Here is a 19,598-nt window from a genome sequence, read left to right on the forward strand (position 1 = left end):
GGAGGGTTACTGCGCAGACTTGTTTTCCGGGTCCAGCAAACGGTGCATGTGGACGATGAAATAGCGCATGTGGGCGTTGTCGACGGTCGACTGAGCCTTGGCCTTCCAGGCTGTCAGTGCGCTGGCGTAGTCCGGAAAAATGCCGACGATATCCAGGTCCTTCAAGTCCCGGAACTGAACGTCTTCCAGGCTTTCCAGTTCGCCGCCGAATACGAGATGCAGGAGCTGCTTCTTGCCGCTGGATTCAGTCATTTTCTTCTCTTTCTGCTCTGTTCTCCCCCACAGTGTCATCTGAGGGATTTTGACGGAAACGTCAACTGCCTCGTCGCTGGCCGATCCCGGTTATCAAGTCAGCAAGCCGTGCTGGCGCGGCAGCGCAAAGCTCGCCGTGGCTGACCTGCTCGCGGTTATAAAGCGGCGCGTTGCCCTGCAGATCCACCAGCTGGCCACCGGCGCATTCCAGTATCAGATCGGCAGCAGCGAGGTCCCAATCATGGGAGTTGTGCTTGACGAAGGTACCGTCAATCCGGCCGTCCGCAACCATGGCAATGCGATAAGCAAGAGACGGTACGTGCCGGACACGCTCGATGCGATTTTTGAGCGCGTCTGGAAACGCCTTCAGCACGTCCTCGGCGATGGCAAAGCGCCCAGGTGTCTCAAGAGCTGTCGTCGAAACAACGATCGGCCGGCCGTTTTTTAAAGCCACGCCGCCCTCTACCGCCTCGTAGAGTTCTTCGAGAACGGGAGCGTAGAGAACGCCGGCGACAGGCCGGCCATGGCGCACGACCGCGACGCTGACACACCATAAATCCTGGCCGGCCAGGAATGCCCGCGTGCCGTCGATCGGATCGATGATGAACAGCGTTTGGCGCGACAGGCGCGCGGCGTCGTCGTCGGTTTCTTCGGAAAGCCAGCCATAGTCGGGCCGGGCAGCACGCAGGATGGATTCAAGTTTCCGGTTGGCCGCGAAATCGGCGGCGCTGACAGGCGATCTGCCCTCGTTCTTCCACCAGACCTCCGGCGATTGATTGAAGTAGCCGAGCGCGACTTTGCCGGCCTGCCTGGCGGCATCTGCGATCAATTCCAGATCGCTCCGCCAGAGGGCTGTGTCCACGTCAGTCATTTCGGCAATCCAATCTATCAGCGCCCGGCGAGCGTCATTCCTTCGATCGCAAGCGTCGGAGCGGCGACGCCGAACTTGCGGTCTATGTCGTTTGCAGGTGTTACCCGCATGAACATGTCCTTGAGGTTCGAAGCGATCGTCACCTCGGATACGGCAAAGGTCAGTTCGCCGTTCTCGATCCAGAAGCCGGTAGCACCACGGCTATATTCGCCGGTGATCATGTTGACGCCCTGTCCGATCAGCTCTGTCACATAGAAGCCGTTGCCGACACCGCGGATCAGGTCCTCCGGCGCGATGTCGCCTGGCTCGAGAGCAAGGTTCGTCGCCGATGGCGTTACCGAATTGCCGCCGCGCACGCCTCGACCGTTGGTTTCCATTCCGATCTCGCGGGCAGTCGACGTGGAGAGGAACCAGTGTTTGAGAATGCCGTCCTCGATCATCAGCAGCCGTTCGCCTGAGATCCCTTCGCCATCGAAGGGTCGCGACGATGGGCCCCGAACGATAAGCGGATCGTCCGAAATCGTAAGCCCCGATTTCAAAACCTGCTGGCCCATCTTGTCGCGCAGGAAGCTCGTCTTTCGCGCAATGGAGGCGCCGTTGATAGCCCCGGCAATATGGCCGACGAAGCCGCGGGCAACACGGGGATCGAAGACAACCGTTACATCCTTGCCGGTATCCACCTGGCGCGGGTTGATGCGCTTGACCGTGCGTTCGCCTGCTCTGCGGCCGATCTCCGCGGCATCATCCAGCTCGCTGAAATAGATACGGCTGTCGAAATCGTAATCGCGCTCCATGGCCGTGCCTTCGCCGGCGATGACGCTGACGGATCGGCCGAAGCGCGAGCCCATGTAGCTGCCCTCAAAACCGTGGGAGGTAACGAGCACCAGGCCCCCCATGCCGGCCGAAGCCCCGGCGCCGGACGAATTGGTGACGCCTTTGACGGCAAGTGCGGCAGCTTCCGCCTTGAGGGCGGCTTCGCGAAGTTGGTCAGAAGAGACTTCGGTCGTATCGAGTAGCTCGAGGTCCGGATAGGATTTCGCGAGCTTGTCCTCGTCCGCCAGGCAGGCAAACGGGTCTTCCGGGGACACCTTGGCCATCGCCACGGCCCGTTCGGCCAGTGCGGAAAGATCGAAGCCCGGATTTGCTGAGACGCTCGCAACGCGCTTGCCGACGAAGACGCGCAGTGAGAAATCATCGCTTTCCGACGATTCCGTACCCTCGACCTTGCCGAGGCGCACGCTGACCGATTGCGAGCGCGAGCGCACGACCACCGCATCTGCGGCGTCGGCTCCGGCCTTCTTCGCCAGGTCGATCAATTGGCTTGCGCGGGAAAGAAGCGTCGAGGAGTCGATTTCTGAGGACATGATTTGGCCTTTCCTTCGCGTTCCATTTATTGTGCACTACGAAAAGCATCAAGGCCGCGCGCGCCGATTCTTTTGCCCGCCGCTTGCATGCCTCCCTGCATTGAAAGAAACTCGCTGCATGTCCGAGCCCAACACTCTTTTCACCGAGACGATCCTGCTGCTCGGTGGCGCCGTTGTTTCGGCACCGATCTTCAAGCGCCTCGGGCTCGGCACGGTGCTCGGCTATCTGGCCGCCGGCGTCGTCATCGGCCCGATCTTTCACGGCTTGACGGATGGCGAGCAGATCCTGGATGTAGCCGAACTCGGCGTCGTTTTCCTCCTCTTCATCATCGGGCTCGAGCTGAAGCCTTCGCGCCTTTGGCAGATGCGGCGCGACATCTTCGGGCTCGGAACCGCGCAGGTGGTGGCGACCGGTCTGGTGCTCACGCTACTGACCTATCTTTCCGGCGTTCTGGACTGGCGCGGCAGCATCGTCGCAGGTTTTGGGCTTGCCCTCTCCTCCACCGCGTTTGCGATGCAGATCCTCGAGGACGAAGGCGATGTGAATACCCGCTACGGGCAGCGCTCGTTCTCGATGCTGCTGTTTCAGGATCTTGCAATCGTGCCGCTGCTTGCGCTGGTCAGTATTCTTGATGGCGGCAAGGGTAGCGGCACGCCGCTGTTGGACTTCGCGATTGCCATCGCAGCGGTCGCCGCGATGATCGTCATGGGACGCTATCTGCTCACGCCGCTGTTTCAGGTCATCGCCCGCACGGGCGCCCGCGAGGCGATGATCGCCGCTGCCCTCTTCGTGGTGATGGGGTCGGCGAGCCTGATGCAGCTTGCCGGATTGTCTATGGCCATGGGCGCCTTCCTTTCCGGCGTGATGCTTGCCGAGTCCTCCTACCGCCATGAACTGGAAGCCGATATCGAGCCCTTCCGCGGTGTGTTGCTCGCTATCTTCTTCATCGCAGTCGGTCTTTCCATCCAGTTGGAGGTACTTAGAGACAACGCGCTCTTCATCATCGTCGCCGTGCCAGTCGTCATGGCCGCGAAGGCGCTGGTGATCTACGTTCTCTGCCGCGCGACCGGATCGCCGCATGACGACGCTATCAGGATCGCTTTCCTGCTGCCGCAGGGCGGCGAATTCGGCTTCGTCCTGTTTACCGCCGCCGGCATTGCGGGCCTGATGCCGACGAGTACCGCCTCGCTGCTGATTGCGATCGTCACCCTTTCAATGGCACTGACCCCGATCGGGACCATGTTTGCCAAGCGGCTGTTGTCGGGCAAAGAGCAAGAACAGCTGGATGAGGATTTCGAAGGAGCCGGCGCGGATGTGCTGATGGTCGGCTTCTCGCGTTTCGGACAGATCGCCGCCCAGATCCTGCTCGCCGGCGGGCGCGCCGTGACCGTCATCGACTTTTCAGCCGATCGCATCCGGCAGGCTTCCTCTTTCGGTTTCCGGATCTACTTCGGCGACGGCACGCGCAAGGACGTGCTGAGGGCCGCCGGCATCGACCGGGCCAAGATCGTCGTCGTCTGCACCCAGAAGCGCGAGATTACCGACAAGATCGTCGAGCTGGTGCAGGCAGATTATCCGGATGCCAAGCTCTTCGTGCGCTCCTACGACCGCATCCACTCGATTGCGCTCCGCAATCTCAATGTCGATTATGAACTGCGCGAAACGCTGGAGTCCGGTCTGCTGTTCGGCCGACGCACGCTCGAGGCATTGGGTGTCGGCGAGGCGGAGGCCTATGAAATCGGCGAGGATATCCGCAAACGCGACGAGGCGCGCCTGGTGCTCCAGGTCACGGAAGGACTGCAGGCCGGCCGCGACATGCTTTTCTCCCAGCCGGTGAAACCCGAGCCGCTCGTCAAGCCAAAGCGCGCCGCGAACTTCGACGAGGACCCGTTGGCGGGCACGGCAGAGGTAACCGCCGACGCTTAGAGCCGTTTCAGGGTTAAATTGAAACGTTCTGTCGGTTCAACCGATGAAGGAAGCTCCTTCGGCTCCTGCGCACGATCCGCCTGAGTTCTCCTGCTCTCCTTCTCCGCTCTGCACCGGTCCCTTGGCCTTAGCATCCGACGTGAACTGTCCCTGCAGTTGGCAATCGCACAATCAGCGAGTGCGTCGCAGCCTTGGGGCAAGTATCAGTATATTTCGATCATCTGCGCTTCGGAGGGACAGGCCAACACAGATCCCTCAAAGCACCCATCCTATGTTGACAGCTTTGCGGCCTAGTAAAGCAATAAAGGAGTGTTCGGCTCTGGCTGCCACTCCTTGCATATGGCTTGCCAATGCCAAGCATATGAGGGATTGTCCCAACTCTGGCCCCTGAGGCCCGCGCAGTCTCCAATGATAGGACAATGCCATGCCTCTACGCTATCTTTTCGCCGCTGTGGCCATCGCGCTCGTTGCCCTCTCCGGGTGCACGACCACCGGCTCAGGCGCGGAGAATACCACCTACGCAACTCCCGCAGGTATTGGGCCAGTTCGTGGCAGCGGCATTAACGGCTACTGATCTTAGGTAGGTGCCGGGCGCCCCTCCCCGCTGGCAGCTGGCGATGGTTGCATACCCAGCGCGTCCAAGGTCGGGGCGTAACGGATTCCCCTGGTACTCATGCTGCAGGCTGCTTAGCCAGTCTCCGGCGCCGTCGCTTATTTTTCGTTTCGGCCCAGGCGAAATCTCTGGCTTCATTGTCGCAGTCGGATGGTCGACCAGGCGGCCCGTGAGCCAACAGTACGTTTCAATTTAACCCTGAAAGGCTCTAAGAGGTGATGCGTGCCTCGATCTCACGATCAAGCGCGTATTTGAGTTCGTCCTTGATGCCGACCGACATGGATAGGACTGCGCGCGCCTTGAGGAAGTCCATTACACCGATGCGCCCGACTGCGGGGCGCAGGAAGATGTGCGGCGCCTGCAGGCGCAGCTTCAGGGAAATTGCCGTCTGCATCATCAGCTGCCCGGAGCCAAAGATGCTCTCCATCCGGTTCGGAATATGGGTGCCATCGCCTTCCGGTGCGCCAACGACATCGATGCCGATGACGATGTCGGCGCGATCCATCAGGCATTCGTAAGGAACGGGATTGCTGATGCCGCCGTCGATCATCACCCGCCCGTGCAGCCGCACCGGCATGAAGACCGCGGGGATTGCCGAGGAAGCGGCCAGCGCCGGGAACAGCGCGCCGTGGCTCGTCAACACCTCGCACTGACCGTAGTAATCGGTGGCTGTGACCGTCATCGGGATCGGCAGATCCTCGAAACGATCCGGCAAGTCGGCGGGCAGGAAGGCTTTCAGGATACGCTCGAGATTGAACTGACCGATACGCACGCCGTTGGCGACGGCATCGCGCACGGTTTGCGGGCGCAGGCCCCACAGGCGGCTGACGACCGCGGCCTTGTTGCCGACCGTCATCATGACATGCTCGCGGATGGCTTCGCCGGTCATGCCAGCCGCCATTCCCGCGCCCATGATCGAGCCGATCGAGGAGCCGGCAATCGCAACAGGGCGAATGCCGAGCTCGTCCAGCGTTTCGATGATGTGGATGTGAGACAGGCCGCGCGCGCCGCCACCGCCGAAAGCAACCGCAACCGTTGGTGTCGAACGGCCCGAGGCGTCGCGGGGGGCAGGCAACGCCGTTTCGATCTTCTCTGCCTGCTGCACCGCTGCCCCCGATTTCCGCAGCCCTATTCAGGATGATAGCGGAAGAAATGAACCTTGGTATCGCCGAATGTCCGGCTTTCCAGGAAGAGATAGGAAGGGTCGACCGAAACGGCAACATCCGCGCGTTCTTCAAGAACCGCAATCGCGCCCGGCTGCAGCCAACCGCCCTTGGCCGCGGCGGCCATGGCCTTTTCGCCAAGTCCCTTGCCGTAAGGCGGATCGGCAAACAGCATCTGGAACGGCTCGAGGTTGCCGACGCTGCCAAGATCGGTCGCATCGCGCCTCAGGATGCGCGTCCTGCCATGCAGGCCGAGCGCATCGATGTTTTCCCACAGGAGCCCCCTGCCCTCGACGCTGTTTTCGACGAACAGCGCGTGCCGACAGCCGCGGGAGACGGCCTCGAGGCCAACGGCGCCGGTACCGGCAAAAAGATCCAGGATCCGGGTGCCATCGACGCATTCCGGATAGGCATGACTCAGAATGTTGAACAGGCTTTCGCGCGTCCGGTCGGCAGTCGGCCGGATGTCGATTGACTTTGGTACGGCGAGCGGCCGTCCGCGAAACTCACCGCCGACGATCCGCACCGCGCGTCATTCCCTTTCCTTTAGGTCCACCCCGCGATGGCCCGCCTGAAGGCTTGCCGCCGCCACCCGGCCTGTCACCCTTCGGCTTGCCGGAGAAAGTCTTGCCGCCGCCGAGCTTGCCGCCGAATCCCTTGCCGCGCGGCTTGTCACCAAACGGTCGGTCACCGGCCGGGCGCTCGGACCGCGCCTCGCTGGAAAAGCCCTTGGCGCGCGGACGTTCATCCCCCTCTGCACGTGGACGGCGATCGCCGCGCGGCTTATCGCCGAACGGACGGTCTCCGCGTGCGGGACGATCCCCGAAAGAGCGGGGGCGCTCGTCGCCCTCTTCGCGCGGCTTGCGGTCGCCGCGCGGCTTTGCACCGAACGGGCGGTCACCACGTGCAGGGCGGTCGCCGGATGGCCTGTCGCTGCGCGCTGGGCGGTCACCGAAGGAGCGCGGGCGTTCATCCCCATCTTCGCGCGGCTTGCGATCACCACGGGGCCTATCGCCGAACGGGCGATCGCCTCGCGAGGGGCGATCGCCGGCTGACCTGTCGCCACGGGGTGGACGGTCGCCATAAGGTCTGTCACCACGCGCCGTGCGATCGGGACGGTCGCCACGAGGAGGACGCTCACCAAAAGGCTTGTCGCCAGAGCGCTTGCGGCCGCCTTCGTCCTTGCTCGTCACTTCGCTGGAACGGATCCATTCGCCTTCTTCATCGCGGGCGCGGTTGATCTGGACGCGCGGACCGGTGTCGTCGTGGCGGGCCGGCTGCGGCTTGGAGCGGCCGGGCTTCTCGCCGCGTCTAAGCGCAGTCTGAGCGTTCTTTTCGGCCTTGGCGGCTGCCTTTTCGCCAAGCGGGCGGGCGCCAGGCGCCATCCAGACATTGGCGTTGCGGCGGCTGCCGAGCGCCGGGCGCTTCGGACGGTCGTCGTCCTTGCGGCCGCCGTCGCGACGGTCATCGCGGCGATCGTCACGCTTGTCATCACGCTTGGTGTCGAGGCGGCTCAGCGCACGCTCGCGCTTGTCTTCAGGCTTCCACGAGCGTTCGCGACGCTCCGGCTTCGCTTCGACCTCTTCGTCGACTGCGACGGCCGGCGTGTTGTAGATCGGCGCGTCGAAGTTGGCCTTCGCATCCTCGATCAGGCGCGGGCCGAGCTGGTCGCGCAACGTGCGGCCGCGCACTTCGACCACATCCCGCTCCGGCAGGTCGCCAAGCTGGAAGGGGCCGTAGGAGATTCGGATCAGACGATTGACGTCAAGACCGAGCGCACCCAGCACATTCTTGATTTCGCGGTTCTTGCCTTCGCGCAGGCCCATGGTGAGCCAAACGTTCGAGCCCTGCGTGCGGTCGAGGGTCGCTTCGATCGAGCCGTAGAGGACACCATCGACGGCAATGCCGTCCTTCAGCTTGTCCAAAGCCTCCTGATCGATCTCGCCGTGGGCGCGCACGCGGTAGCGGCGCAGCCAGCCTGTCGTCGGCAATTCCAGCGCGCGGGCCAGGCCGCCATCGTTGGTCAGCAGCAGCAGGCCTTCGGTGTTGATGTCGAGGCGGCCGATCGACATGACGCGCGGCAGGTCGTCCGGCAGATTGTCGAAAACCGTGGGGCGTCCTTCCGGGTCCACGTTCGTGGTCACGAGCCCGGCGGGCTTGTGGTACAGCCACAGCCTGGTGCGCTCGATACCGCGGATCGGAACGCCGTCCACTTCGATCTTGTCTGCCAGCGTCACGTTGACGACGGGGCTGTCGAGGAGCTTGCCGTTCAGCTTCACGCGGCCGTCCATGATCATGCGCTCGATATCGCGGCGCGATGCGACGCCGGCGCGCGCCATCACTTTGGAGATGCGCTCAGCCTTGGCGTCGCCCTCGGCAACATCGCTCGCCTCGGCCTTGACGGGCACCTTTGCCGGCTTTTCGCCGGATTTCGGGCCGGCATTGCGCGCAGATGGCTTGCCGCCTGGCCGTTTTGGCTTGTCTTTGAATGTCATTTGTTGTTTGCCTGCCTTTTCGGGCCTTCCTATCAGGTCGCGCCCCTGCGGTTAAGTGGAAATTGTCGGATCGTGAAGACAAATCAATTTATGGAGCTGGCGCTTGACCAGGCCCGCGCCGCTGGCGAACGGGGCGAAGTGCCGATCGGAGCGGTTCTGGTGCTTGACGGCCGCGTTGTCGCAGCGTCCGGCAACCGTACGCGTGAGCTCAACGACGTGACCGCGCATGCCGAAGTCGCCGTCATTCGCATGGCGTGCGAAGAGCTTGGTCAGGAACGACTCACTGGTGCCGACCTCTATGTGACGCTGGAACCGTGCACCATGTGCGCAGCCGCCATTTCCTTCGCGCGCATTCGTAGGCTCTACTATGGCGCGGAGGACCCCAAGGGGGGCGCCGTCGACAATGGCGTGCGCTTCTACACGCAACCAACCTGCCATCACGCCCCGGACGTGTATTCCGGTTTGCAGGAGACGACATCGGCCGATATCCTGCGGACGTTCTTCGCGCAGAAACGGGATGTGCCATGACATTGCTCGCCAGCGAATTCGTCCTCATGGTCGCGGGCGTCGTCTATGCCTGTTGCAGGATCGCGCCGGACAACGGGTCGATCCCGATGCAATGGTCTCTTTCGGGAAATGTGAACCGGTCGGCGCCTCGGCTGCTCGCCTTTGCCTTCGTGCCGATACTGGCATTTGGTGGTGCTACTGCTCGCATCGAGCGCGATCTTCGCGCCGTCAGCACTTAGCCTTGCCGGCGGGATCTTCCTTGCCTGCCAGCTTCTGCACGTCTTGCTGGTTGACCGCTCGTCAAAAACAAAGCGGGGCTGATTGCCCCGCTCGAAACTCTACTGAAGGAGGTTCCACCACTGCTTGCCGGTCCCGGCGATCGCAGCTTCCTTCTTCTTCTTCTTCGCCTTCTTCAGTTCCGGTTCGCCTAGATCGTCGAGCTTTGCCGGATCGTCGACCTGACGATACTCGGTCGGCGGGTCCGAGATGTAGCGGCGCTGATCGATATAGGCGCCCTTCTGGATGGCGCGGGCTTCGCGATAGGCCTTGCTCTGCGCTTCAGTCGTCTGCCGGCCACCTTCGATCTGATTGTTTGCGAGCGGCGAGCGGTAGCTCGAGTTGTCGCTGTTTTCGTCAGCTTCTTTAACCAGACGCGCGCGCGTTTCCTCCGGGGATTCGATCCACTGCGGATTTTCCTTGCTGGCGATGCTCTGCTGCGGCTCGACAAGGGTTTCCTTGGCTGCCGCGGACGGCAGAACGAGGCCGGGGCGCGCACTGTACTTGACGCCCTTGTTCTTCGGTCCGTCGCCAGTCAGGGAAACGGACTGACCAAGGTCGTCAGTCAACTGCTCCATTGCGGTCTTGTCCGTTCCGTAGCGCGGGCTCCCCATGCAGCCGGTGATCATCGAGCCGCCTGCCACAGCAACAGTCAGGCAGACGCCCACACGGAACCAACGTGTTGATAACATGAAAACCCTTCCAGCCATGCCGGTGCAATCATCGCCCTACCGGAACCGTCCCCCTGACGCAAAAATCCGGCCATTTTCAGGCAGCTTTTACCGGATGAACCGCGATTAGGCAATTCACCCGGCAATATTCTTCAGTTTTGCACCGCTAGTTCGCGCAATGCAGCCGCATCGCGGGCCGAGACATCGGGATACTCAGGGTCGGAGCCGACATCCGTCGTGATCCGCCAGGAGCGCGCGCATTTGGTGCCTTCGGCCAGTTTGGGCTCGACGCTGACACCTGACACCTCGGGCAGACGGAAGGCATCGGCCGGGCCCTCGGCACCGTCGATGACGATGCCAGAGGTGATGCAGATCTCTTCGAAGTCCTGGCCCTCCAGCGCCTTCAGAAGCTCCGCATCGGCGACATGGACGACGGGGGCTGCCTCCAGTGAGGAACCAATACGCTTGTCCTTGCGCTCAATTTCCAGGGCGCCCGTGACAACGGTGCGAACGGCGCGGATCTTCTTCCACTTCTCGGCAAGAGCGTCGTTCTTCCATTCCGCCGGAATGGCCGGGAACTGCTCGAGGTGAACCGAGACAGCCGACGGATTGCGCGACAGCCAGGCCTCTTCCGCCGTGAAGGGCAACATCGGCGCCAGCCATGTCACCACGCATTCAAAGATATTGCGGATGACATGAAGGGCCGAACGACGGCGCGGGCTCGACGGCGCATCGCAGTAGAGCGTGTCCTTGCGAACGTCGAAGTAGAAGGCCGAGAGCTCGACGTTGGCAAAGTCGATCAGTGCACGAGCGATCTTCTTGAAGTCGAAGGCGTCGTAGCTTTCGCGGACGAGCTGATCGAGCTCGGCCAGGCGATGCAGCATCAGTTGCTCGAGTTCCGGCAGGTCGGCAAGCGCGATGACTTCGCCCTTGTCATGCGCCAGCGTGCCGAGCATCCAACGGATGGTGTTGCGCAGCTTGCGGTAGGCATCGATGTTCGTCTGGATGATCGTCTTGCCGACACGCAGATCCTCGGCATAGTCGGACGTCATCACCCAAAGGCGCAGGATATCGGCACCCGCGTCCTTCATGATTTCCTGCGGCGATGTCACGTTGCCTTTCGACTTCGACATCTTCTCGCCTTTCTCGTCCATGGTGAAACCATGGGTGAGAACAGCATCATAGGGCGCCCGGCCACGTGTTGCGGCGGATTCCAGCAGCGACGAATGGAACCAGCCGCGGTGCTGGTCGGACCCTTCGAGGTAAAGGTCGCCCGGCCATTTCAGATCCGGGCGGTCTTCGAGCGTGAAGGTGTGTGTCGAGCCCGAGTCGAACCAGACATCGAGGATGTCCATGACCTGCGTCCAGGGCTCGTTTGCCTTCTCGCCCAGGAAGCGCTCACGCGCGCCATCCGCGAACCAGGCATCGGCGCCTTCCTTCTCGAAGGCTTCCAAGATGCGGGTGTCTACCGCATCGTCCTGCAGGATTTCGCCCTGCTCATCGACGAAGACGCAGATCGGCACACCCCAAGCGCGCTGACGCGAAAGCACCCAGTCCGGACGCTGCTCGATCATGGCGCGCAGACGGTTCTGGCCAGCAGCAGGCACGAAGCGGGTCTCATCGATCGCGCTTAGCGCACGGGAACGCAACGTCGTTCCGTCGCCGAGCTCCTTGTCCATGTAGACAAACCACTGCGGCGTGTTGCGGAAGATGACCGGCTTTTTCGACCGCCACGAATGCGGATAAGAGTGCTTCAGGCGACCGCGTGCGAACAGCGCGTGACGTCCGATCAATGCCTTGATGACACGCTCGTTGGCATCGCCCTTCTTGCCGCTGTCGTCGATGACGCGCGCCGCACCCCCTTCCGCGTCCGGGCCGAAGCCGGGTGCGTCGACCGTAAAGAAGCCGGCGTCGTCGACCGGGAACGGGATCGTAGAGGAGACGCCACGCGCTTCGAGCTCGCGAACGTGATCCATCCAGACGTCGAAGTCCTCGCGGCCGTGGCTCGGAGATGTGTGGACGAAGCCGGTGCCGGTCTCGTCGGTGACGTGATCGCCATCAAGGAGCGGCACCTGGAAATGGTAGCCGCCGCCCAAGCCGTGCAGCGGGTGGGCGCAGGTGATGGCAGCAAATTCCGCGGCTTCCACGTCGCGAACGTGCCTGAAGGTCACCTTTGCCTTGGCGGCCGATTCCTCGGCAAGACGCTTGGCGAAGATCAGTCGTTCGCCGGGTTGCGGTCCGAAGTCATTCTCCGCCGTCTCGACCTCGTAGAGGCCATAGCCGTAGCGCGAGGAATAGGCGATGGCGCGATTGCCCGGGATCGTCCACGGCGTCGTCGTCCAGATCACCACGAAGGCGCCCTTGAGTTCGCTGGGGCCTTCGGCAACCGGGAACTTCACCCAGATCATGTCGCTTTCGACATCCGCGTACTCGACCTCAGCCTCCGCGAGCGCTGTGCGCTCGACGACCGACCACATGATCGGCTTGGATCCGCGATAGAGCTGGCCGGATTTGGCGATCTTCAGCAGTTCGCCGGCGATACGCGATTCCGCGTGGAAGTTCATTGTCGTGTAGGGATTGTCAAAGTCGCCCTCGATGCCGAGGCGCTTGAACTCTTCCGACTGCACCTTGATCCAGCCGGCCGCGAAGTCACGGCATTCCTGGCGGAATTCGTTGACCGGAACCTCGTCCTTGTTCTTGCCCTTCTCGCGGTACTTCTCCTCGATCTTCCACTCGATCGGAAGGCCGTGGCAGTCCCAGCCGGGAACGTAGTTGGCGTCGTAGCCGCGCATCTGGAACGAGCGGTTGATGACGTCCTTGAGGATCTTGTTCAGCGCGTGGCCGATATGGATGTTGCCGTTGGCATAGGGAGGGCCGTCGTGGAGCACGAACTTCTTGCGGCCGGCGGCGGACGCCCGAAGCTTCCTGTAGAGGCCCATCTGCTGCCAGCGGGCAACGGTTTCCGGCTCCTTCTGCGGCAGGCCGGCGCGCATCGGGAAGTCCGTTTCCGGCAGATAGAGGGTCTTCGAGTAGTCGACTTTTTCGGCTGTATCGGTCATGTCTAGCAATCGTCTCTAGGCGCCACGGGAGCGGGCGCAACGGGCTTGAAATTGGTGACGGAGGCGCTCGTCGTCCAAGCGCCGAAAACCCGGACCTTCCGGCCGCTTAGCGCGCGCGGAAGGCCGGGCCGATAATTCGTATCGTGATCGCCAGCCGGAACTTGTTCATCGCGCCGGTTCATAGGCGCTTTTGCCGGGAAAAGGAAGAGGGATTCCATGACGTCGAGGGCGCCCAAGCGCGCGGAAGTGCCGATACCCCGAATCAGGTGAAGCAGATCTTGAGGTCGAGTTCGCCGAGCGGCCGCACACCGGCAAGCAGCGCGCTTGCCTCTTCCTTGTCGCGGTTCATCTGTTCCACAAGCGGCTCAAGGCCATCGAACTTCAATTCCGGGCGCAGATAGCCGAAGAACGACACCGAACAAATCTGCCCGTAGAGGTCGCCGCTGAAATCGAAGACGTAGGTCTCGAGCAGAGGCGCGCCGTTCTCGGTGACCGTCGGTCGGCGACCGTAGCTGGCGACACCATCGTGCAGCGTGCCATCGGCAAGACGAAAGCGAACGGCATAGATACCCGCCTTGAGATCGGCTTCAGTGGGCAGTTGCATATTCGCGGTCGGAAAGCCGAGCTGACGGCCAAGCTTCTCGCCGCCGATCACTTCCGCTTCCACAGTATAGTGATAGCCGAGCATGGCGGCGGCCTCGCTGACATTGCCGTCCTTCAGCAGTTCGCGAACGTGGCTCGAAGACACCACATCGGTATTCTCGTCGCGAAACGCGTCGATCAACGTCACGCCGAACCCATATTTCTGACCGGCACCCATCAGGAAGGCCGGACCGCCTTCCCGGCCACGCCCGAAATGAAAGTTGAAGCCCGTTACGACCTCGGAGGCGCCGAGCCAATCCTTAAGGATCGAATGGATGAAATCATCCGCCGAGCGCTGCGAAAACTCCCTGTCGAACGGATACTCGATGACGGCGTTGAAGCCGATCGCTTCGAGGATACGCGCCTTGAGCGGCGCCGGCGTCAGGCGAAAGACCGGTTGATCCGGGCGAAAGACCGTGCGGGGGTGAGGCTCAAAGGTCAGGACCAGCGCCGGAATACCGCGCTGACTCGATATCTCCAGGGCCCGGTTCAGCACGGACTGATGGCCCCGATGCACGCCGTCGAAGTTGCCGATGGCAATCACGCCGCCACGCAGGTGGGCCGGCAAGGGTTCGCGGGTCTCATTGCGGTGAAAAACGGTCATCGGCTGGCTTTTCTCATGCGAGGCTCTTTATGCGAGACGGGGCATCCACCACTTCGGTGTCGCTTTTTCGCGTTCCAGATAGGCCGTGAGGATTGCCTCGTCGGTCTCTCCGTTCAGCGTGTATTCCTTCGCGTGGATGCCGCCGCTGATATAGAGGAGATCAAGGCCGTAATCGAGAGCGCCGCGAACATCGGTTGGCATGCCGTCCCCGATGGCAAGCACACGGCTCGGCGGAAAGTCGCCGTGGGCCTCGCGGGCGACCGACAAGACGGCGTCGTAGATCGGCTTGTGCGGCTTGCCTGCAATACGTGTCTGACCGCCGAGCTGATTGTAGTAAGCCGCCATCGCGCCGGCGCAGGGGATGATCTTGTGGCCGCGCTCGACAACCAGATCGGGGTTGGCGCAAATCATCGGCACGCCGCGCACCTGAAACGCCTTCAGCATCTCGGTGTAGTCTTCCGGGGTCTCGGTTTCATCGTCGAAGAAGCCCGTGCAGACAACGGAGTTCGCATCCCTTGCCTCGACGCGCTCCACGCCAAGACCCTCGAGGATCGCCTGGTCGCGATCCGGTCCGAGCAGAAACACCTTCTTGGGGCCCTCGGCGATGAGCCCGCGCGTGACGTCGCCCGATGTGACGATGCGGTCGTAGGCGCCATCCTGGATGCCGATCTGGCGAAGCTGCGTCACAACCTGCGGAGCGATACGCGGCGAATTGGTGATGAGAACAACGGTCAGCCCCTCGCCGCGCGCCGCTTCCAGCGCAGCTGCCGCTTTGGGGAACGGATCGACGCCGTTGTGCAAGACGCCCCAGACATCGCAGAACACCGCGTCATAGTGGCTGGTGATTTCCGCAAAGTTCTCGATCCGCTTGGCCATTCCGATTTCCCGATCTCGTTAAGTCACGGCTGACATCGCAAAGGCCTGCCGGGATGGCAAGGCATTTTGCAGTGAGCAACTGCAAAAACCGGAAGCTGTCGACTAGAAGACGGCGATGGCAGCCCTGACCAACAGGCCCGTGGCGGTGGATACTCCGATCACCGTCAGGATGCCGACCTTGAAGCGAAAGAGCAGAACGGACGCCAGGGCGAAGATCCCGAGTGCCGCGACATCGAGCGTCCACCACTGCGGCCAGGCAACGCTAACGATCGGCAGGCCGGTCTTCCCGGAAAGAAGCGCGACGCGGCCAACGTCGGCGAAGAGCACATGCAGGCCGAACCACAGTGCAAGATTGAGAATGACGCCGACAACCGCCGCGGTGATCGCCGAAAGGGCGGCCGAGAGGTTTTCGTTGTTGCGCAGTTTCTCGATGTAGGGAGCCCCGGCGAAGATCCAGATGAAGCTCGGTACGAACGTCGCCCATGCGGCGAGGAAGGCGCCGAGAACGCCACCGGCAAGCGGCGCCATCGCAATAGGGTTGCGATAGCCAGCGAGAAACCCAACGAAACAGAGGACGAGGACCAGCGGCCCAGGCGTCGTCTCTGCAAGTGCCAGTCCATCGAGCATCTCACCGGGCTGCAGCCAGGCGTAATGGCCGACGGCAACCTGCGCGACATAGGAAAGGACGGCGTAGGCGCCTCCGAAGGTTATCACGGCCATCTTGGAGAAAAAGATGAAGACCGCGCCGAACACATTGGTTTCGCCGCTCAGAGTTTCGGCGATCAGATCCGTGGGTGCATCAAGGCCACGAATGAAAAAGAGCGGCGACTGCCAGACGAGGATCCAGAACACGAGCACTACGAGCGGCCTTGCGATGGCATGCGTCGTGACCACAGGAAAATGCCGGTGCGAGGAGGTTTGCGGCAAGACTGGCGCGGCCAGCCGACGCTGGCGATGCTTCATCCATAGTAGGCCTGCTGCTCCGCCCGGGATGATAACCAGAGGAAACGGCAGGTTTAGAAGGAAGAGCGCCAGGAACGACGCTGCTGCCACATAATAATGAAATCGCTCTTTCAGCGCTCGGCGCCCCGCCCGGAGCAATGCCTCGATGACGATTGCCAGAACCGCAGCCTTCACGCCGAAGAAAAGCACGGGAAGCCAGGCGGCCTCCTGAAAAACGGCGTAGAGGCTCGATAGCGCCAGGATGACAAGGAAGCCCGGCAGAATGAACAGCAGGCCGGCAATGAGGCCGCCGCGCACGCCGTGGATCAACCAACCGATATAGGTTGCCAGTTGCTGGGCCTCGGGGCCTGGCAGCAGCATGCAGAAATTCAATCCATGCAGGAAACGTTCCTCGGAGATCCAGCGCTTCTCGTCGACAATCGTCTTATGCATGAGGGCGATCTGGCCGGCCGGCCCGCCGAAGCTCAGACAGCCAATCCGCGCCCAGACGCGAACCGCCTCCCGCAGCGTCGGCGCCGCCTCGATATCCCCTGCCGCGATCGCCTCATGCACGGTTGCCGCCCCTCTCGCCTCAAGGCGCTCGATATCATCGGCACGCCTTTACGACAATCCTGGCGCAGACAGGGCTGCAACTAACTTTTCGAAGACAAAAGCCTAGGGGATGCTCGATCGTCGCATAGGCTGTCGCACTTCCGACAAGGATGTGCTGTTAAGGCTGTTGCGAGGACGGCGAAGAAAAATTGCGGCCGTTCTTGACTCCCCGCTAGGCCACTCCTAAATGCTGCCTCGCTAGCACTCACCAAGGACGAGTGCTAACACCATCCGTGCAGGCCGCTCTCGGCCTGTGAGTGTCATTTGATCGAGGGATTAGACAATGGCAAGCACCAACTTCCGCCCCCTTCACGATCGCGTCGTTGTTCGCCGCGTTGAGTCCGAAGAAAAGACCAAGGGCGGCATCATCATTCCCGACACCGCCAAGGAAAAGCCGCAGGAAGGCGAAATCGTCGCCGTCGGCTCCGGCGCTCGTGACGAGTCCGGCAAGGTCGTCGCTCTCGACGTCAAGGCTGGTGATCGCGTTCTGTTCGGCAAGTGGTCCGGCACCGAAGTCAAGATCAACGGCGAAGACCTTCTGATCATGAAGGAAGCCGACATCATGGGCATCATCGGCTAATCAGCCGCTTTTCCCTTTCCGATTTTAGCTACGGGCCCAAAGCCCGGACAACTCGAATTCAGGAGTTTCAATCATGGCAGCTAAAGAAATCAAGTTCGGCCGCACCGCGCGCGAAAAGATGCTGCGTGGCGTCGACATTCTCGCTGACGCAGTGAAGGTAACGCTCGGCCCGAAGGGTCGTAACGTCATCATCGACAAGTCCTTCGGCGCTCCGCGCATCACCAAGGACGGCGTTTCGGTCGCCAAGGAAATCGAACTGGAAGACAAGTTCGAAAACATGGGCGCCCAGATGGTCCGCGAAGTTGCTTCGAAGACCAACGACATCGCCGGCGACGGCACGACCACCGCAACGGTTCTCGCTCAGGCGATCGTTCGCGAAGGCGCCAAGGCAGTTGCTGCCGGCATGAACCCGATGGACCTGAAGCGCGGTATCGACCTCGCTGTTGCTGAAGTCGTCAAGGATCTTCAGGCCAAGGCCAAGAAGATCAACACGTCGGAAGAAGTTGCCCAGGTCGGCACGATCTCCGCAAACGGCGAAAAGCAGATCGGTCTCGACATTGCTGAAGCAATGCAGAAGGTCGGCAACGAAGGCGTTATCACCGTCGAAGAAGCCAAGACCGCTGAAACCGAACTCGAAGTCGTCGAAGGCATGCAGTTCGACCGCGGCTACCTCAGCCCGTACTTCGTCACCAACCCGGAAAAGATGGTTGCTGACCTCGAAGACGCCTTCATCCTCCTGCACGAGAAGAAGCTTTCGAACCTCCAGGCTATGCTCCCGGTTCTCGAAGCTGTCGTTCAGACCGGCAAGCCGCTCCTCATCATCGCTGAAGACGTCGAAGGCGAAGCCCTTGCTACGCTCGTCGTCAACAAGCTGCGCGGCGGCCTGAAGATTGCTGCTGTCAAGGCTCCGGGCTTCGGCGATCGCCGCAAGGCAATGCTCGAAGACATCGCGATCCTTACCGGCGGCACGGTCATTTCCGAAGACCTCGGCATCAAGCTCGAGTCGGTTACCCTCGACATGCTCGGCCGCGCCAAGAAGGTTTCGATCTCCAAGGAAAACACGACGATCGTCGACGGTTCGGGCGCCAAGTCCGACATCGAAGGCCGCGTTGCCCAGATCAAGGCCCAGATCGAAGAAACTACCTCCGACTACGACCGCGAAAAGCTGCAGGAGCGTCTTGCTAAGCTCGCTGGCGGCGTTGCCGTCATCCGCGTCGGCGGCTCGACGGAAGTCGAAGTGAAGGAAAAGAAGGACCGCATCGACGACGCGCTCAACGCGACGCGCGCTGCTGTTCAGGAAGGTATCGTACCGGGCGGCGGCGTTGCCCTGCTGCGTTCCTCCGCCAAGATCTCGGCCAAGGGCGAGAACGACGACCAGGACGCCGGTATCAACATCGTTCGCCGCGCTCTGCAGGCTCCGGCCCGTCAGATCGCCGAGAACGCTGGTGATGAAGCTTCGATCGTTGTCGGCAAGATCCTCGAGAAGGGCGAAGACAACTTCGGTTACAACGCCCAGACCGGCGAATACGGCGACATGATCGCCATGGGTATCGTCGACCCGGTCAAGGTTGTTCGCACGGCTCTGCAGGACGCAGCTTCGGTTGCTTCGCTGCTGATCACCACCGAAGCCATGATCGCCGAGCTGCCAAAGAAGGACGCTCCGGCTGGCATGCCGGGCGGCATGGGCGGCATGGGCGGCATGGACATGATGTGATAGGCCGAAAGCCTATCGCAGGAATTGTCTGTAAAGCTTCACTGATCCACTTCAGGTATCCCGGAATAGGAAGGGCGGTCTTCGGACCGCCCTTTTTTGTTTCGCACCTGATTCGTCGCCCCCACCCTCCAGCTTTTTCAATCGATAGCTGAAACGTTTAATCAGAGTCGTGAGCAACCCTCGCATTGGGCGAAGCTTTCGCAAAACTTGTGGCGCTGTATTTTTTCTTTCACAGGCTGATTTCTCTCGCGGTGCAATTTTCTACACATTTCAGCGCGAGGAACCGCAGTGAAACCGTTTGCACGTCAAGAACTTGCGAAATTTTTGCTATTTCCTGGCGTCCAGGAGCGTCTTCGGGTGTATTTTCCACTCGCAGTAGAGATCTGCAGTGCGCAAAAAGCCGATTGCTGTTTGCATAAAAGACCGATAA

General features: G+C 61.6%; 17 protein-coding genes. 6 read left to right on the plus strand and 11 right to left on the minus strand.

Annotated elements, in window-relative coordinates:
- Positions 1 to 6: 6 nt before the first annotated feature.
- The 3 genes from PMI09_RS21015 to PMI09_RS21025 form a co-directional block, all read right to left on the minus strand.
- A complete protein-coding gene (locus PMI09_RS21015) occupies positions 7 to 252 on the minus strand; it encodes a DUF4170 domain-containing protein (protein ID WP_007799177.1) in 246 nt (81 codons plus the stop codon).
- A 61-nt stretch (positions 253 to 313) separates the two neighbouring features.
- Positions 314 to 1,123 (minus strand): 3'(2'),5'-bisphosphate nucleotidase CysQ, encoded by an 810-nt coding sequence (locus PMI09_RS21020; protein ID WP_007799179.1) that lies wholly within the window; start codon positions 1,121 to 1,123, stop codon positions 314 to 316.
- Between the two features lie 17 nt (positions 1,124 to 1,140).
- Positions 1,141 to 2,487, minus strand: a complete 1,347-nt coding sequence (locus PMI09_RS21025; RefSeq protein WP_007799189.1) for a TldD/PmbA family protein — start codon at positions 2,485 to 2,487, stop codon at positions 1,141 to 1,143.
- A 118-nt stretch (positions 2,488 to 2,605) separates the two neighbouring features.
- Between PMI09_RS21025 and PMI09_RS21030 the strand changes: the two genes are divergently transcribed.
- Together PMI09_RS21030 and PMI09_RS31775 are read left to right on the plus strand one after the other, a co-directional pair.
- The gene (locus PMI09_RS21030) at positions 2,606 to 4,414 is read left to right on the plus strand and encodes a monovalent cation:proton antiporter-2 (CPA2) family protein (RefSeq protein WP_007799190.1); all 1,809 of its coding nucleotides are present in this window, start codon (positions 2,606 to 2,608) and stop codon (positions 4,412 to 4,414) included.
- A gap of 424 nt (positions 4,415 to 4,838) precedes the next feature.
- Positions 4,839 to 4,988, plus strand: a complete 150-nt coding sequence (locus PMI09_RS31775; RefSeq protein WP_007799191.1) for a hypothetical protein — start codon at positions 4,839 to 4,841, stop codon at positions 4,986 to 4,988.
- Positions 4,989 to 5,235: 247 nt separating this feature from the next.
- Here the strand turns inward: PMI09_RS31775 and PMI09_RS21035 are convergent, their stop codons facing one another.
- From PMI09_RS21035 to PMI09_RS21045, 3 genes are read right to left on the minus strand one after another with little or no spacing between them, the layout of a single operon-like run.
- Positions 5,236 to 6,132: a patatin-like phospholipase family protein gene (locus PMI09_RS21035; RefSeq protein ID WP_007799192.1), complete on the minus strand. Its 897-nt coding sequence runs from the start codon at positions 6,130 to 6,132 to the stop codon at positions 5,236 to 5,238.
- Between the two features lie 23 nt (positions 6,133 to 6,155).
- Positions 6,156 to 6,716, minus strand: a complete 561-nt coding sequence (gene rsmD / locus PMI09_RS21040) for a 16S rRNA (guanine(966)-N(2))-methyltransferase RsmD (protein WP_007799194.1) — start codon at positions 6,714 to 6,716, stop codon at positions 6,156 to 6,158.
- Complete coding sequence (locus tag PMI09_RS21045) at positions 6,697 to 8,685, minus strand: pseudouridine synthase (protein WP_007799196.1); 1,989 nt, start codon at positions 8,683 to 8,685, stop codon at positions 6,697 to 6,699. Before PMI09_RS21045 ends, rsmD begins: the two co-directional genes overlap by 20 nt.
- A 90-nt stretch (positions 8,686 to 8,775) precedes the next feature.
- Between PMI09_RS21045 and PMI09_RS21050 the strand changes: the two genes are divergently transcribed.
- Entirely contained in the window at positions 8,776 to 9,213 is a 438-nt protein-coding gene (locus PMI09_RS21050; protein WP_037083678.1) for a nucleoside deaminase, read from the plus strand.
- Positions 9,210 to 9,431, plus strand: a complete 222-nt coding sequence (locus PMI09_RS21055) for a hypothetical protein (RefSeq protein WP_007799200.1) — start codon at positions 9,210 to 9,212, stop codon at positions 9,429 to 9,431. The genes PMI09_RS21050 and PMI09_RS21055 overlap by 4 nt, the downstream gene beginning before the upstream one ends.
- Before the next feature lie 99 nt (positions 9,432 to 9,530).
- On the opposite strand, the gene PMI09_RS21060 is transcribed toward PMI09_RS21055, so the two are convergent.
- The 5 genes from PMI09_RS21060 to chrA all read right to left on the minus strand — a co-directional run bounded on the left by PMI09_RS21060 (position 9,531) and on the right by chrA (position 16,835).
- Positions 9,531 to 10,160, minus strand: coding sequence for a hypothetical protein (locus PMI09_RS21060; protein ID WP_007799202.1), 630 nt, complete (start codon positions 10,158 to 10,160; stop codon positions 9,531 to 9,533).
- A 131-nt stretch (positions 10,161 to 10,291) separates the two neighbouring features.
- The gene (ileS, locus tag PMI09_RS21065; protein WP_007799203.1) at positions 10,292 to 13,198 is read right to left on the minus strand and encodes an isoleucine--tRNA ligase; all 2,907 of its coding nucleotides are present in this window, start codon (positions 13,196 to 13,198) and stop codon (positions 10,292 to 10,294) included.
- Positions 13,199 to 13,460: 262 nt separating this feature from the next.
- Positions 13,461 to 14,444: a bifunctional riboflavin kinase/FAD synthetase gene (locus PMI09_RS21075; protein WP_007799204.1), complete on the minus strand. Its 984-nt coding sequence runs from the start codon at positions 14,442 to 14,444 to the stop codon at positions 13,461 to 13,463.
- A 27-nt stretch (positions 14,445 to 14,471) separates the two neighbouring features.
- Entirely contained in the window at positions 14,472 to 15,320 is an 849-nt protein-coding gene (locus tag PMI09_RS21080; protein ID WP_007799205.1) for a TIGR01459 family HAD-type hydrolase, read from the minus strand.
- Between the two features lie 102 nt (positions 15,321 to 15,422).
- A complete protein-coding gene (chrA, locus tag PMI09_RS21085) occupies positions 15,423 to 16,835 on the minus strand; it encodes a chromate efflux transporter (protein WP_007799206.1) in 1,413 nt (470 codons plus the stop codon).
- A gap of 322 nt (positions 16,836 to 17,157) precedes the next feature.
- On the opposite strand from chrA, the gene groES reads away from it, so the two are divergent.
- Positions 17,158 to 17,454: a co-chaperone GroES gene (gene groES / locus PMI09_RS21090; RefSeq protein WP_004675403.1), complete on the plus strand. Its 297-nt coding sequence runs from the start codon at positions 17,158 to 17,160 to the stop codon at positions 17,452 to 17,454.
- Positions 17,455 to 17,527: 73 nt separating this feature from the next.
- Positions 17,528 to 19,168 (plus strand): chaperonin GroEL, encoded by a 1,641-nt coding sequence (groL, locus tag PMI09_RS21095; RefSeq protein ID WP_007799209.1) that lies wholly within the window; start codon positions 17,528 to 17,530, stop codon positions 19,166 to 19,168.
- The last annotated feature ends 430 nt before the right edge of the window (positions 19,169 to 19,598 follow it).

Source organism: Rhizobium sp. CF122 (assembly GCF_000282035.1).
Lineage (GTDB): Bacteria > Pseudomonadota > Alphaproteobacteria > Rhizobiales > Rhizobiaceae > Rhizobium.